The sequence below is a fragment of the Mesorhizobium sp. P2_F7 genome, from assembly GCF_056403695.1.
This window is the reverse complement of the sequence record NZ_JBFUFA010000006.1, coordinates 25,908-40,345: the sequence shown is the minus strand read 5'-3', so window position 1 is coordinate 40,345 and position 14,438 is coordinate 25,908. Positions and strand designations below refer to the sequence as shown.

The following is a 14,438-nucleotide window of genomic DNA, read 5'->3' as shown; positions in this document are numbered from 1 at the left end:
ACGCTCCGGTGTCAGCGCTAGCTGTCGGAACCAAAGACGATCGCCTGCCGCCCCTCGGCGTTGCCTGCTTTCAGCCGGGTCAATGCGTTGGTTGCCTCGGCCAGCGTGACGCGCTGGACCTGGGCCTCGAAGGGCTGCGCCTCGTGCAGCTGGATCAGCTCGCGCATCTGCGCGCGTGTGCCGACGCTTGTCCCGGTTATCCAGACACCGCTTGCGGTCAGCCACTCCTGGCTGAGCGGCACCGGTTGCGAGACCATCGCCGCCGCGATGATCCGGCCTCGCGGACGGATTGCCGCAACCATGGCATCCCAGCTTGCCGGCGTCGGCGCAAAATTGATGCAGACATGCGCACGCAAATTTGCCGGCCAGTTGTTGGCCAACTCCGGCGAGGCAAGAAGCGTGTGCTCGGCGCCAAGCGAGGCTGCTAGACGAAGCTTGGCTTCATCCTTGTCGATGGCGACGACCACGGCGCCAAGCCGCCGGGCGATCTGGATGGCGTAGAGGCCCAAGCCGCCACAGCCAAAGACGGCACAAATCTCTCCAGCTTTGACCCCCGCCCGCTGCACGGCGCCAAAAGCAGTCAGGCCCGCGCACATCAGCGGCGCCAGCACCGCCGCATCGCCCTCCTCCGGCAAGCGCGCGGCAAAGCGTGCATCGGCAACGACATGTTCGGCGAAGGTGCCTGCAACATCGAAGCCGTGCGCGCGCTGGTGCTGGCAGAAAGACTCCATTTCGGCGTGGCATTCGTCGCAGTGGCCGCACGTGTCGTGCAGCCAGGCCACGCCGGCACGCTCGCCGAGGCGCCAGCCCGAAACACCGGCGCCGAGTTGAACCACCCTGCCCACGCCCTCATGGCCGAGAATTGTCGTCAGCTGCCCTGACGCCGGCCGTACGTGGCCCTGCCAGACATGCACATCGGTATGGCATATGCCGCTGGCTTCCAGGCGGACCAGTATTTCTCCTGGACCGGGTTTCGGCCGCGGCACGCTCATGATGCGCAGCGGCTGACCCACTGTCTCCAGCACGGCGGCCAGCATGCTCTCACTCATCTAGAGACCCAGCGCGCTTTTCACGGCCGGCAGGCCTGGCTGACCGTCAAAGGTCGAGACACCGTCCAGCCATTTCGTCAGCTTGTCGGGATTGCGCTTGATCATCTCGCGGGCGGCTTCGTCGGCGGACTTTCCCTCCCCCAGGATCATCCGCATGCCGTAGTTTTCGTAAGTGAGATCGAAGGCCAGATTGGCAAACAGCTTGGCGGCGTTGGGGCATTCCGTCGAAAAGCCCTTGCGGGCGATGGTGCGGACGGTGGCGCCGCCGAAATTCGGCCCGAACTCGATGTCTCCGCCCGACAAATAGGTAATCTTGTAGTCGAGATTCATCGGGTGCGGTTCCCAGCCGAGGAACACGACCCAGCCCTTGTCCGCCACTGAGTTTGCGACCTGCGTCAGCATTGCCGCCTCGCTGGACTCGATGATCTGCCACTCGCCGAGCCCATGGCGGTTGGCCGCCACCATGTCGAGCAGGGGCTTGTTCGAGCCCGCCTCGATGCCATAGATCTTGCTGCCGAATTTGTCGGCGTGCGCGGCAAGATCATCGAAGCTTTTGACGCCCTGATCCGCGACATATTGCGGAACGGCGAGCGTGTATTTGGCGCCCTCGAGGTTGATGCCCAGCACTTCGACCGATCCCTCATCGAAGTAGGATTTGTATTCCTCGTCCTGGACCGGCCGCCAGTTGCCGAGAAACACATCCATGTCGTTTTCCTTCAGCGCCGAATAGGCGACGCCGAGGCCGAGCAAGGTCTGCGAGGCGTCGTAGCCCAGCGCATCGAGGATGACCTCAGCGGTGGTGTTGGTGAGCGCAATGTCGGTCCAGCCGAGATCCGCCATGCGGACCTTCTGGCACTGCGCCGCATCGGCGGCCATGGCGGGTGATGCGATCAACCCGGAAAGCAAGGCAAGGATGACTGTCGTACGCATTCTTGGTTCCCCATTTTCTTGATGAGACGACTGCCAGCCAAAGCTATTGCGTCTGCGCTGTATGTCAATAAAGAAACTTGTATGAGCATACAAAAATCTAATTTGCTAGAAAGGGAAATGGCGACTCACGGCAAGCGAACCAGAATCGAGGACATACGGCGCGTCGAGCTGATCGCGGCCGCGCATCGCGTTTTCCTCGAGCATGGGCTGCAAGGCATGACCTCGGCCCGCATATGCCGCGAGGCCGGCATGTCGCCGGGCATTCTCGCCTACTATTTCAAGGGCAAGGACGAAGTCCTGTTCGGCATGGTGCGCTACAACAACCGCCTGCTGATGGAAGACGTCATCGCGCGGCTGACCGCAGCCCAGACCCATTGGGCGCGGCTGGAAGCGATCGTCGAGGGCAACTTTCCCGCGCAGGCTTTCACCCGCCCCATCGCCAGCGCCTGGATATCCGTCTGCGCCGAAGCCGGCGTGAACGAGCAATATGCGCGGCTCCAACGCGTGTTCCACCGACGGCTGCGCTCCAATTTGGCTTCGGTGTTTGGCGGGATGTTCGATGCCGCGCGCCTGCACGAGGCGAGCCTGATCATCGCTGCCCTGCTTGACGGACTTTGGCTGCGCAAGGCTGTCGCCGACGATATCGGACGCGACGAGGCCATCACCCTGGTATTCACTGGAATTCGTTCCTTGGTGAGCGGCAAGGAAGAGCGGCTTCTGCGTTCAGGCCGAGAGCCCAAGCGGGCGGCTGCCCGGCAACGGCGGCAATGAGCATCTGCCGCACCTTGGCGACAACGTCGCTAGCGCGGCAGGCACGCCGACCGAACTAGGCAGCAGCCGCACGCCGTGCCTGGCTCAGCGCCACCGCGTCAGGCCCGGCGGGAAAGCTGATCGCGGCTGACACATCGTGCGCGGCCTTCCAGACGATCTCGGCGACATCTTCGGGCACGGTGTGCGCCATCGGCCGGGTCATCTCCGCGAAGATTTCGCCGGCATAGGCGGCATAGGCCTCGGGAATGAAGCGCTCGATGTAGGATGCGGCGTCGCGTGAGAAAGCCGTCGTCGGCCCGTAGCCCGGCTGAACCATTTTCACGCGAATGCCGAAATGATTGAGCTCGTTGGCAAGCGAGGCGGTGAAGCCGTCAATGGCCGTCTTGCTGGCGGTGTAGATGGCAACCAGCGGCATCGGCGCCAGCACGGCGCTGGACGTGACATTGATGAGCGTGCCCGAACGGCGGGCGCGGAACTGTGGGATCACGGCCTGGGTCATGGCCATGACACCGAATGTGTTGGTCTCAAAAATCTGGCGGGCCGTGTCCATCGACGTCGCCTCGAAGGCGCCGAACATGCCGATGCCGGCATTGTTGACCAGCACATCGATCGGGCCGGCCGCTTCGACCGCTGCCTTGATGCTGTCGGCATTGGTGACGTCGAGCGGCACGATATGGATGCGGTCGGATTTGGGCAGCACATCCTCGCGCGGGGTCCGCATGGCGGCGACGACATTCCAGCCTTCAGCGTGAAAAAGCCTCGCGGTTGCGAGGCCGTAGCCCGACGAGGTTCCGGTGATGAAAACGGTCTTCATGGCTATCTCCTTCGTTGTGGATGATGCCAAGATACCGCGTCAAAACCGGACTATATATAATCAAAAGTCCACAAGTCGTTTGCATAAGTCCAAATCACGAGGCAGACCGTCGGCAACCGGCTCATGCCGCCCGTGCGCCACCGCGCCGCCCGGAAAGGCCTTCGAGCTCATCAGTTCGAGACGTGCCGCCGAGGCGGGAAAATTCCCCCTCGATGGCGCGCATCAAAGCGCGTCGTAAACGGCGTCGATCACACCCTTGCGGCGCGGGTCCATGTCGTCGAAACCGAGCATACGGTTGGTGACATAGCCGAAGCCGACACCGGCGGCAGGATCGGCAAAGCCGATGGCGCCGCCCCAGCCGCTGTGGCCGAACGTTTGCGGCGACGCGCGCCCGGCATAGGTTGGATCCTCCATCTGATAGCCGGCGGCGAAGGCTGTCGGCAATGCGAAGCTGTCGTCCATGCCGCGAATGCGAGGTCTGGCTGCTTCTTCGATTGCGGTAGGGCCGATCAGAGACTTGCCCTCCCAAACGCCGCCGGCCGCCATCATGCCGTAGATGCGTGCCAGTGCATGCGCCGTCGACTGGCCATTGCCGCCCGGCACTTCGGCGGCGCGCCAGGTGCGGTCGTTAGGCGCCGTTGCCCGGGGTGTCGGATTATTCGATGCGTGGGGAAAGGGCGAGGCGCGGACGAACTCGACCCAGTCCGAAGTCTTTGGACCTTCAATCATCTCGGCGGCCCTGAGGTCCTCGCTGGCCGGCAGACCGACATGAAAATCGGCGCCAAGCGGGCCTGCGATCTCTTCGGCGATGAAGCGGCCCATGCTTCGTCCGTCAACGCGGCGCAGCACTTCGCCGGCAAGGTGGCCGTAGGTAAGGGCGTGATAGATGCAGCGGCTGCCCGGCTCCCACAGGGGTGACATGGCGGCAAGCGCATCGACAAAGGGCGTCCATGCCAGCAGCCCAGCCTCGTCCATCGGCACGGCGAGACCGTTCAGCCCGGCCTGATGCGACATCACCTGATCGAGCGTGATGCGCTCCTTGCCGCCCGCCGCGAATTCCGGCCAGTAGCGCGCAACAGGGGCGGCATAATCGAGCTTGCCGCGCTCCACCAGCATGGCGATGGCCAAGGCCACAACGCCCTTGGTGCAGGACCAAACATTGACCAACGTGTCCTGCCGCCACGGACGAGTGCGCGCGGCATCGGCATGACCGCCCCACAGATCAACGACGGTCTTGCCATGGACCAAGACCGACACGCCGCCGCCATGCTCCAGCCCTTGGGCGAAACCCGTAGCAAACGCGTCGCGCACACCGGCAAAGCGTGGATCGCAGGCACCTTCGATGTTCATGCGCGACTTCTCATTCGGTTCCTCAACGCGATGCAGTGTCAGTGGCGGCCCCTGGATTGGCAACCAAGCTCTGGCGACCAGCACAGAGACATGGTGCCGCAGTCAGCCCTGAGGGCAGTGGCGTGCCGCCCCAAAAGGGCGTGCCGGCATAATAACGATTTGCCGCCGTGTTCCTGACGCGAAGCTCGATTGCAACCTTGCCCCGCGAGACAGGCAGAGCGAAGCGCGCTTCTCCCGCGATATGCCGGCCTATAAACGCGCCGTCGAGCCAAAGCTCCGCCGTTTCATGCAGGCTTGGCAGCAGCAGATGCCAGACGAGACCGTCGGCGAGGTCAGGCAGGCTTGTACGCCGGCGGTAGACCCCGGTGCCGGCGAAAGTGGCATGGCCTTGCGCTTCCCATCCGCGATCGACGGCAATCGGGATCGGCTCGCCGCCGTCGATCTCCAGCGTCCAGCCATCGGAAAGCACGATCGGCGCCGGCACATCCGCAGACGCGGCGACGCGACGCCCTCTAGCATCGACCGAGTTGTCAGATGCCAGGTCGCCATTCCGGATCGACAGACACACCAGACGCTGCACACCAACATCAAGGGTAAGCGTTCCGTCGACCATCGTGTATGGCGTGGCAGCTACTTCACCCGTCTCGGAATTCCAGAACGAGATGTCCGGCGTCGGCTCGGCGAGCCTGATGTTGAGCCGCCGCGCGGTCGCCTGATCGTTGAAAGCTGCCAGCCGCCAGCTGTCTCCGCAGCGCGAAACCGAGCTCCAGGAAGGGCCACCTTCGAAGCTGATATCGGGCAGCGGGCGCGGCTCGGCCGCGACAAGGCGCGCAATGTCTTGCTGTGTCGCATCCGGCAGATGCACCACACGCCCGCACGCAGCAAGGCTGGTCAAAAGCGCGGCGCAGGACGGCTCGTCGCCTTTCATTCTGGTCTTGTGCGGCAGCGGGCCGGTCGCCAGCAGCCGGCCGCCGCTTCGGACGAAAGCAGCGATGATCGCGGCCGTGTCAGCCGAGGTGAGCGTCGTCACCGCAGGCAGCACCAGCGTCTCGTAGCGGGGCTCCGCACCCAGCACCGTGTCAAGCATGCGCTCGTCCACAACGTCATAGCCGAGGCCCGCGCGCGCCAGCGCTTCGGCCCACCAGCCGAAATGGTCACCGCAGGCCGGCGCCGTCGCCTCTGCACGGATCGTCTCGAGCGGATAGAGAAGCGCCACCGGCCGCAGCGCTTCGCCATCCTCGAGAAAGGCCGAGAGCCGAGCCAGTTCGGCGAAGATCGCCGGGCAATCCTGCCACCACGGCTCGAAGTTGAAGGCCGGCGGAAAATCGAACCGGGCGCTGAGCAGTCCATCACCGTTGGCGCCATCGGTGACGTTATAGGCGTGCAGCAGGATCTGCCGTGCACCGAACAGAAGATGGCGGATCGCTTGCGCGCGGAAGCGCTCGGCTGTCAGACCCCATTGGCCGGCAAGGCCCGGCGCGCCGGTCTCCCGCCCGGTCGAATATTGTTCGATCATGCAGCGCCGGCGGCCATGCGCCCGCGCCACGCTGTCGCCAAGCTTGGCGGAAAGCTGCGGCGCATAGTCGGCTGCGTCGACCGCCGTCGTGCTGCGATAGGCGTCGATACCGAAATAGTCGACGCCCGGCATGCTGCGCGGATCGAATCCCTTGAGGCCGGCGTGCAGTCCCCATGCGCCGACATGGGTCAGAAGTTCGTGCCCGGTAAAGCCAACGCCGCGCTCGGCGGTCCAGCGCGACAGAGTTCCGAAAAAGGCTTCATGCATGCGCCTTCCATAGGCTTCGAAGAAGCCGGCCCGCAGCGCGGCCGTGTGCGGACCGACGTCGCGCAGCAGCGACAGCAATTGCATGGCGTCGGCGGGGTCGGCGGCGTCCCAGAGCAGGCTGTTGCCGAGATTGCCGTGGTGCTCGTCCCAAACGTGGAAGCCGGCATAGGGATGGTCGAAGAAGAAGCCGTCCGCCGCGCCACCGGCGGCGTCCAGCAGCGGCGCATAGACGGTGTCGGCGAAGCGTTGCGCCGCTTCCGGCAGGAGATAGTTGATGAGCCGGGAGGTCAGGCAGCGCGCCGATGCAAAGACGGTGACAGCGCTGCCAGCCGCAACGGCACCATCATGCTCGATCACGATGCGGCACGCGGCATCACCGGTTTGCTCGATGCTGATAGCGCCCGTCACAGGCCGTACGGCGCTTTCGGCCGCAATCGCCGACTGGTCGTCCGGGTGCGAGACGGCCAGCACAATCTGCCAGTTGCCCCAGCGCGGCACGCCGCCCTCGTAGCACCAGGTGCGGCCGGCCTCGCCGAGGAAATCGAGAAACGGCGAGTGGATGTTTGAAATCCTGAGTTCGGTGCGCGCGCCCTGCACGACCCCGCTCGTCCAGAACAGATGGCGCTCGCGCAGATGATCTGCACCATTGACGGTGCGCCCTCCGCCATGGCCCGACATCCAGCCATACTCGTCGTAGATGGTGACCCTGAGGCCCAGCCGCTGGGCCTCGACGGCCGCATCGCGATACGCATCCATATACGCAGGCGACAGATAGGATTCTATCGGTAGCGCGCGGCGCGCCTGGATCATCACCGTGCCGACGCCTTTTTCGCGGATATCCGCCAATTGCCGGCGAATTTCCGATGCGCTCGGAATGCGGTGCCAAAACCAGAAGACAGCCGGCCAAAAATCCGGCCCCGGCTTGCGAAACCATTCCGGCCCGTCAAGCAAGTTGCCGCTCACGGGGCCGGCGTCAGATGGAAGTCAAGCCGCGCGCCGGCCCCTGCCCCCGACAGATCCATGACGCGGCACCCGTCGTCGAGCACCGTCGCGATCTCCTGCCCATCGAGGCGCGCCGACACGAGACGCGCGGCCATGTCCGGCCCAAGCCGGAAGCTTGCACTGCCTGGGCAACCCTCCGGGAAACGGACCGAAAGAAGCCCTCGTTCCACGACGATCTGGCTGATGCGGCCCCTTTGGTCGGTGGAAAACAGCACAGTGCCTCTGGCTGAAAGCGTGAGCGTCCCCGCTTCGACGGTGACCACGACATCGCCGGCCGGGCTCGACAGCGGACCCAGCCGCACGGCTTCGCCGCTATTGGCCAACTCCCATCCGTGCCACGGGCCGACATCCATGACCTGGCTCACTCCGAGCAGCGGCAGCATGGCGCCCCAGGTGTAGAAAGGATCGGCATCGCCTTGATCGACGATCTCCCCGGTCTCGGCATTGTAGTTCTCACCGCAAAGCCGCGAGGTCGTCCAGGACTGTTCGAACATGGCAAGGCTTTTGCGCGCAAGTTCGGCTGCCTCGAGCTCGAATCCATAACGGCGCAGGCCTTGCCAGACGAAATAGTTGACATTGCCCCAGATGCGCCCTCGCCAATAGACGTTTTCCTTGTAGGCGGGATCGTTGCGCGAGGCATTGGGCAGAACGAACTGCCCGCCGAATGTCACGGGATCGGCGAGGTGCTCGAGAAGCCGGGCTGCCTGCGCCTCGCTGGCTGCGCCGCACAGCAGCGGATAGAAACTTGTCGGACCGACGCTGGAGACGAAGCCGCCGTTGCGCTGCCGGTTGGCGAACAGCCCGCGCGCCTCGTCCCACAATTCGGCTTGGATTTTGTCGCGCGTGTCCTGCGCGAGCGTCTCGAAGCTTGCGGCATCGTCGACGTGGCCGAGTTCGCGGGCAATCCTTCCCAGCATTTCGGTGTCGAGCGCCAGCGCGCAGTTGAGCCCGACGTCAAACGTCGAAAGCGAGCGTGTGACGGGATCGTAGACCGCCTCATCATGCGTCGCAGAATTGTCCATGCCGGTTTCGTTGCGCGCGCCGAAAGCCGTGCCCTTGTAGAGGGCGTCGCCAACGTCCGAGGTGCCGCAGGAAACCAGCCCGCGCCCATCCGGATCGCGGCTGGCTCGCCACCACCGGTTGTTCCGCAGCAATGGGCCGTAGGCATTTTCGAGCAACGACCGGTCCCGGCTGCGCAGATACATCGTCCACGCGATAAAGGCGCTGTGCGGCGCCTGGCTACGGTCGACCCAGGAATCGCGCGAGGTCAGCAGGCAGGCGAAATTGCCCTGCGGGGTTGCGCTGGCCATGGCGACGTCGAAATTTTCACGTGCCAGCGACGGATCGAAAAGACCGGCCATCAGTGCCGCAAACGTCTGGTCGTTGAGCCAGACGGCGAAGCCGCCCAGATTCCAGATGCGGCTGATCGCAGTGTAAGGGCGGGCGTTGATGCGGTCGTAAAGCGTGTTCCAGCCGATCACGTCGCGCACCGCGTCGAGCGCGCCCTCGTTGCGCCCGGTGTGAAGCGGCGCGACGGGTGCCGCGTCTTCCACCAGCGCTCCTTTCGCTGTCTTCACCGCAAGCGCGCGGCTGTCAGCCACCGCCGCGGCAAACCGGGCTTGCGGCATCATTTCGAGATTGAAGCGCAGCGCGATCACCTTTGCGGAATTCGAACGGCTCGAGAGATCGAAATAACCGTTGGCGTCCATGTCGGCGACCAGGGCTTCGACGCTGTCGTGACCGGTCACCTGAACCGGCGCGTCGCGCGAAACCAGCGACACGTATCGCTGTCCGACGGCCAGGGTCGCGGCGCCGTCGTCATGGCTGTAGGTGACCTCTTCCCCATTCTCAGCCGACAGGCAAATCACGACCCAGTAGCGCAGACCCCATTCCTGCTTTTCACGCACCGACCAGCTTCCCTCGATGCAGAAAGGATCGCGTTTTGCGTAGGAGAATTCGAGCCGCGTGCCGCCATGCGTGGTCTCGAAATCGATGGCCTCGCCATGGAGGCCGTGGCGTCCGAAGCGAATTTCGGCGGGCGGGCGGATGGTTGTCGCCTTGCGCGCCCCCGACGAGAACAGCACTGGCGTGATGCGTGCGCCGAGCGGCAGAAACACCATCTCGCCCGGCCGTTCCGACCACGTGTTCCAGGCACTTTTGGTGGGCACATTGGCGTTTTTGAGCATGTGACATTTCCGTTGGATCGATGATGAGCGGAGTGGTTGGCGGCGAGCGAATTAGAGATCACTTGACAATTAAGCCATCTCGAAGTTTGTTTGTACACTAACAAAAATGGGAGAAGAACATGCAACAGACACGACGCAGTTTTCTGACGATCATGGGCGCTGCCGCAGCGGCCGGTTTGGCTCGGCCGAGGCTGGCACGGGCCGCGACCAGCATAACGGTTCTGAACTGGCAGGGCTACGGCACCGACGAGGCCTGGGCGGTGAAGGCCTTCACCGAAAAAACCGGAATTGAGGTGGTGCACGACTATTTCAGCTCGGAAGCGGAAATGCTGACCAAGCTGAGAACCAATCCCGGCGTCTACGACGTTGTGCTGATCAACAGCGCGCGTTCCCAACAGGCGGCCGGCGAGGATCTGCTTACGGAGATCGACTTCAGCAAGCTCCAGAACGCCGGCGGCCTGTCGCCTGAGCTGCGCAATCATCCGAACCTCAACACTGCCGGCAAGGTCTATGGTGTGCCTTGGGTCTGGGGTATCACCGCGCTCGCCACCCGAGAAGGCGATGCAAAGCCCGACAGCTACGCGGCGCTCTCAGATCCGTCGCATAAAGGCCGCGTGGCGCTCTTCGACGATGCCGTAACTGGGATCGCCATCGGCGCGCTGCTGTCCGGTCAGGATATGAACAACCCCACCGACCTCGCCGCCGTCACTGAGAAGCTCAAGGCGTTCAAGCCGAACGTCAAGCTTTTGTGGTCGAGCGAGGACCAGTGGAACAAGTCTTTCGCGGCCAAGGAATTCGACCTTTCCGTCTATTGGTCCGGGGCATCCGTCCGCTCCAGGCGCATCAGCAAGCTGCCGGTCGAATTTGTGGTGCCCAAGGAAGGCGGGATCGGCTGGCTGGACAGCCTGTCGGTTCCGGCGACCAGCACCAAGCAAGACGCGGGATTCGCCTTTATCGACTACATGATCGACCCGGGATTCTATGTCGAGTGGGCGACCAAGGTCGGTGCCCCCGCTTCGGCCAACTCCGCGGCCATGGAAAAGCTTCCCGCGGACGACCTGAATAGGCTTATCCACAAGCCTGAGTACCTCAAGACCATGACGCTGCAGTCGGCGCTGCCGGACGATCGGCGAGAGGCGTTCAACAACATATGGCAAGAGGTCAAGGCATTCTATGCCGCTTGATCCTGCCAGTTCCACCCAACTGCGCGAGCCTGGCGGCTCGCGCAGGCCATTGCCGCCATGGGCGTCGACGGCTGCGTTGCTGGTGCCTACCTATGGCTGGCTGACGTTGGCGGTGTTCCTGCCGCTCTGCACCATGTTCGCGTTCAGTTTCCTGACCGCGACGCCGATGGGCAAGGCCCCGATCGTCTTCACCTTCAAGCAATACCGGGCCTTTGTCGATCAACCCTATCTGCTCGGCGTTGCCTGGCAATCCCTGCTGATGGGATTCTGGACGACGTTTTTCTGCGCGGTGTTGGGCTTCTTTGCCGCCCTGGCGCTGGTGCGCGCCACCGAGGGCAAGGTGCGCGAGACCCTGCTGATCCTGGTGCTGCTGCCGTTCTGGACGAACGGTCTCGTGCGCGTGTTTTCCTGGACCATGGTGCTGCGCGAAGGCGGCTTTCTCGACTATGCGATCCATTCGGTCTGGCCCGGCGCCGGGTCGGTCGGATTCCTCTACACGCGGCAGGCTGTCGTGGTCGGCCTGGTGCATGGCTATCTGCCCTACATGATCCTGACCTGCTACATCGCGCTGGTTACCATCGACAACACCATCGTCGAAGCCGCCAGCAGCCTTGGCGCGCGCTGGTGGACGATCCTTTGGAAGATCCTGCTGCCTATGGCCGCGCCTGGCCTGATCTCAGGATCGGTCCTGATCTTCGTACCGGTAATCGGCTCGTTCATGGAACCGAGAATCCTGGGCGGCCGCGTCGGCGTTACCATGGGCACGGTGATCGAGGACCAGTTCACGCAAGCCTTCAACTGGCCGCTCGGCGCCGCGCTGTCCTTCACCATGCTTGCCGTCGTCCTCGGCATCTTCGCCACCTTCTCCGGCGTGCTGCGCCGCGGCACGGCCTTGTGAGGATGCCAAGATGAAGATCGCCGCCCGCTTCTACATCGCCGCCATCCTCGCCTTCCTCTATCTGCCGATCCTGGTGATGATGGCGATGGGGTTCAACGAATCCCCACTCTACGAACTGCCTTTCAGCTTCTCGACCCGCTGGTATCAGGCGCTTGCCGGCAACGCCCCGCTCGTCAATTCCGGCATCAACAGCATCTGGATCGCCGTCGCCACGTCGATCATCGCCACGGTGCTCGGCACGATGGCTTCCGTCGCGCTGTCGCGGCGAACCTTTCGCGGCAAAACGCTGCTTCAGCTGATGCTGCTGCCACCGATCGCCATTCCCTGGCTGATCACCGGCACGGCGATGCTGGTGTTCTTCTTCTACAGCGGCATCGGCCGCGGCCTGCACGCGCTGCTGATCGGCCATGTCGCGCTCGCCATCCCCTATGTGGTGCTGGTCGTCGGCACGGGTTTCCAGACCGTGCGCGCCGATCTCGAGGAAGCGGCGATGAGCCTCGGTTCGACGCCGGTACACGCCTTCTTTTCGATTACCTTGCCGCTGCTTTATCCGAGCATCCTGGGTGCTGCGCTGTTTGCCTTCGCCGTCTCGCTCGACCAGTTCGTCATCTCGTACTTCCTTGCCACGCCCGGATTCTCGACCCTGCCGGTGCAGATCTATTCGGCAATCCGCAAGGGTTTCACCCCGGAGATCAACGCCATCTCGACCATCCTTTTGGTCGGCTCGATGGCGGTCATCGTGATCTTCGCCCTGTTCGCAAAGCCGGGAGGCGTCAGTGACAAACGTTGAAGTCCGTTCGATCGCCAAGAATTACGGCTCGGTTCCCGTCCTCACCGACATTTCCACGGACTTCACGCAAGGGTCCTTCACCAGCCTGCTCGGACCATCCGGGTCAGGCAAAACCACGCTGCTGCGCATCATCGCCGGGTTCATCATCCCGGACCAGGGCAATGTCGCGATCGGCGGAAACGATGTCACGCGCATACCGGTCTGGGCGCGCAACATCGGCATGGTGTTCCAGTCCTACGCGCTGTTTCCGCATATGACGGTGAACGAAAACGTGGCGTTCGGGCTGGCGCGCCGTGGCATCAAGGGCGAGGAGTCGCGCAAGCAGGTCGAGCGCGCACTCGAGCTTGTGCGCCTGCCCGGCTTCGGCGATCGCAAACCCAAGCAATTGTCCGGCGGCCAGCAGCAGCGTGTCGCGCTGGCCAGGGCGATCGTCACCAAGCCGAGCGTGCTTCTGCTGGATGAGCCGCTTTCCGCGCTCGACCGCCGATTGCGGCAGGAGATGCAGGTGGAACTGATCCGCATCCAGAAAGAAAGCGGCCTGACCACCATCTTCGTCACCCACGATCAGGAAGAGGCGCTGACACTGTCGGACAAGGTGGCGATCCTGGACCGCGGCCGCATCGTGCAGATCGGCGCGCCGACGGAGGTCTACGAGCGGCCCAAGACCCGTTTCGCGGCGGAATTTCTGGGCGACACGAACTTCCTCACCGGCACGGTCGTTGCAGGCGGCATCAGGCTTGCCAACGGATCGACCGTGGCCGTCGACGCACCGCTGCCTGCTACGGGAAGCGAAGCGACTGTCGCGGTGCGGCCGGAAAAGATCGTCATCAGGGACGCGGCACGTGGTGGCAAAGACACCGATCGCAGCAACCGCGTCAGCGCAACGATATCGTCATCGGTCTATGCGGGAACGGCACTGACCTACGAGGCGGCCTTCGACGGGCTCAGCTTCAAGATCTTCGCCCAGAACAGCGACGCAAGGCCGCATTCGGTTGGCGATGTTGTGGAACTGACATGGTCGCCTTTGCACACTGTTCCGCTGGAGGCGGTGGCGTGACGGAAACAGCCTTACGCATCGGGCCTAATGCCGTTCATCTGTGCATCGACATGCAGCGCCTGTTCGCTGAAAAAACGGAATGGCATACACCGACGCTGGCCGACATTGTGCCCAACATCGCCAGGATCATCGAGGCCAAGCCCGGCCGCACGATCTTCGCGCGCTTCACCGTGCCTGAAACGTCCGACGCGGCCGAAGGCAACTGGCGGAGCTACTACCAACACTGGTCGGGAATAGTGCAGGCATCGTCGAGCGATCCCGCCCTGGTCGAGGTGATCGAGCCGCTTGCCGTGTTGGCGCGCCAGGCAGAAACTCTGGACAAACCGACCTATTCAATGTTCGGCGTCAGTGGGCTGGCGGACCGGCTCGCCGCGCGCAATGTCGATACTCTGGTCATCACCGGCGTGGAGACGGATGTCTGCGTGCTCGCGACGGTCTTCGACGCCATCGACAGAGGATACAGGATAATCGTTGTGAAGGATGCCGTGACCAGTGGGTCGCTGGAATCCCACAAGGCGACCATAGACCTTCTGTTGCCGCGAATGCCGCAGCAGATCGCCCTTGCCAGCACCGCCACGCTGCTCGCGAACTGGACGGATTAACTGGGAAGCTGCGCCGGTCGCC

The 14,438-nt window shown here is 63.6% G+C and carries 12 protein-coding genes; 6 read left to right on the top strand and 6 right to left on the bottom strand.

Translation table 11 applies throughout. From position 1 onward, the window contains the following. Window positions 1–17: 17 nt before the first annotated feature. Window positions 18–1,049: an alcohol dehydrogenase catalytic domain-containing protein gene (locus tag AC1DZ8_RS20730; protein ID WP_477302032.1), complete on the bottom strand. Its 1,032-nt coding sequence runs from the start codon at window positions 1,047–1,049 to the stop codon at window positions 18–20. After that, window positions 1,050–1,979: a choline ABC transporter substrate-binding protein gene (gene choX / locus AC1DZ8_RS20725; protein WP_477302030.1), complete on the bottom strand. Its 930-nt coding sequence runs from the start codon at window positions 1,977–1,979 to the stop codon at window positions 1,050–1,052. 21 nt (window positions 1,980–2,000) lie between these two features. Here choX and betI point away from each other — a divergent pair, with 21 nt between their 5' ends. Continuing rightward, the gene (betI, locus tag AC1DZ8_RS20720) at window positions 2,001–2,750 is read left to right on the top strand and encodes a transcriptional regulator BetI (RefSeq protein ID WP_477302028.1); all 750 of its coding nucleotides are present in this window, start codon (window positions 2,001–2,003) and stop codon (window positions 2,748–2,750) included. Window positions 2,751–2,805: 55 nt separating this feature from the next. Here the strand turns inward: betI and AC1DZ8_RS20715 are convergent, their stop codons facing one another. The 4 genes from AC1DZ8_RS20715 to AC1DZ8_RS20700 all read right to left on the bottom strand — a co-directional run bounded on the left by AC1DZ8_RS20715 (window position 2,806) and on the right by AC1DZ8_RS20700 (window position 9,885). Next, on the bottom strand, window positions 2,806–3,564 hold the full coding sequence (locus AC1DZ8_RS20715) for an SDR family oxidoreductase (protein ID WP_477302026.1): 759 nt from the start codon (window positions 3,562–3,564) through the stop codon (window positions 2,806–2,808). Between the two features lie 222 nt (window positions 3,565–3,786). Further along, window positions 3,787–4,914, bottom strand: coding sequence for a serine hydrolase domain-containing protein (locus AC1DZ8_RS20710; RefSeq protein WP_477302025.1), 1,128 nt, complete (start codon window positions 4,912–4,914; stop codon window positions 3,787–3,789). A 22-nt stretch (window positions 4,915–4,936) separates the two neighbouring features. Beyond that, the gene (locus tag AC1DZ8_RS20705; protein WP_477302023.1) at window positions 4,937–7,543 is read right to left on the bottom strand and encodes a carbohydrate-binding protein; all 2,607 of its coding nucleotides are present in this window, start codon (window positions 7,541–7,543) and stop codon (window positions 4,937–4,939) included. 113 nt (window positions 7,544–7,656) lie between these two features. Beyond that, window positions 7,657–9,885, bottom strand: coding sequence for an MGH1-like glycoside hydrolase domain-containing protein (locus tag AC1DZ8_RS20700; RefSeq protein ID WP_477302021.1), 2,229 nt, complete (start codon window positions 9,883–9,885; stop codon window positions 7,657–7,659). 152 nt (window positions 9,886–10,037) lie between these two features. Between AC1DZ8_RS20700 and AC1DZ8_RS20695 the strand changes: the two genes are divergently transcribed. From AC1DZ8_RS20695 to AC1DZ8_RS20675, 5 genes are read left to right on the top strand one after another with little or no spacing between them, the layout of a single operon-like run. After that, window positions 10,038–11,069 (top strand): ABC transporter substrate-binding protein, encoded by a 1,032-nt coding sequence (locus AC1DZ8_RS20695; protein WP_477302406.1) that lies wholly within the window; start codon window positions 10,038–10,040, stop codon window positions 11,067–11,069. Next, the gene (locus AC1DZ8_RS20690) at window positions 11,059–11,967 is read left to right on the top strand and encodes an ABC transporter permease (RefSeq protein WP_477302019.1); all 909 of its coding nucleotides are present in this window, start codon (window positions 11,059–11,061) and stop codon (window positions 11,965–11,967) included. The genes AC1DZ8_RS20695 and AC1DZ8_RS20690 overlap by 11 nt, the downstream gene beginning before the upstream one ends. Before the next feature lie 10 nt (window positions 11,968–11,977). Then, window positions 11,978–12,757, top strand: a complete 780-nt coding sequence (locus AC1DZ8_RS20685; protein ID WP_181061074.1) for an ABC transporter permease — start codon at window positions 11,978–11,980, stop codon at window positions 12,755–12,757. Continuing rightward, window positions 12,744–13,814, top strand: a complete 1,071-nt coding sequence (locus tag AC1DZ8_RS20680) for an ABC transporter ATP-binding protein (protein ID WP_477302016.1) — start codon at window positions 12,744–12,746, stop codon at window positions 13,812–13,814. Before AC1DZ8_RS20685 ends, AC1DZ8_RS20680 begins: the two co-directional genes overlap by 14 nt. After that, window positions 13,772–14,416 carry a cysteine hydrolase family protein gene (locus tag AC1DZ8_RS20675; protein WP_477302014.1) on the top strand — a complete coding sequence of 215 codons (645 nt, stop codon included), beginning with the start codon at window positions 13,772–13,774 and terminating at the stop codon, window positions 14,414–14,416. Before AC1DZ8_RS20680 ends, AC1DZ8_RS20675 begins: the two co-directional genes overlap by 43 nt. Window positions 14,417–14,438: the final 22 nt, after the last annotated feature.

Excerpts from the sequence above, each read along its gene's own strand:
- AC1DZ8_RS20685 (WP_181061074.1), top strand. The coding sequence starts at position 11,978 with ATGAAGATCGCCGCCCGCTTCTACATCGCCGCCATCCTCGCCTTCCTC.
- AC1DZ8_RS20700 (WP_477302021.1), bottom strand. The coding sequence starts at position 9,885 with ATGCTCAAAAACGCCAATGTGCCCACCAAAAGTGCCTGGAACACGTGG.
- AC1DZ8_RS20715 (WP_477302026.1), bottom strand. The coding sequence starts at position 3,564 with ATGAAGACCGTTTTCATCACCGGAACCTCGTCGGGCTACGGCCTCGCA.
- AC1DZ8_RS20730 (WP_477302032.1), bottom strand. The coding sequence starts at position 1,049 with ATGAGTGAGAGCATGCTGGCCGCCGTGCTGGAGACAGTGGGTCAGCCG.
- AC1DZ8_RS20690 (WP_477302019.1), top strand. The coding sequence starts at position 11,059 with ATGCCGCTTGATCCTGCCAGTTCCACCCAACTGCGCGAGCCTGGCGGC.
- AC1DZ8_RS20675 (WP_477302014.1), top strand. The coding sequence starts at position 13,772 with ATGGTCGCCTTTGCACACTGTTCCGCTGGAGGCGGTGGCGTGACGGAA.
- choX (WP_477302030.1), bottom strand. The coding sequence starts at position 1,979 with ATGCGTACGACAGTCATCCTTGCCTTGCTTTCCGGGTTGATCGCATCA.
- betI (WP_477302028.1), top strand. The coding sequence starts at position 2,001 with ATGAGACGACTGCCAGCCAAAGCTATTGCGTCTGCGCTGTATGTCAAT.
- AC1DZ8_RS20695 (WP_477302406.1), top strand. The coding sequence starts at position 10,038 with ATGGGCGCTGCCGCAGCGGCCGGTTTGGCTCGGCCGAGGCTGGCACGG.
- AC1DZ8_RS20710 (WP_477302025.1), bottom strand. The coding sequence starts at position 4,914 with ATGAACATCGAAGGTGCCTGCGATCCACGCTTTGCCGGTGTGCGCGAC.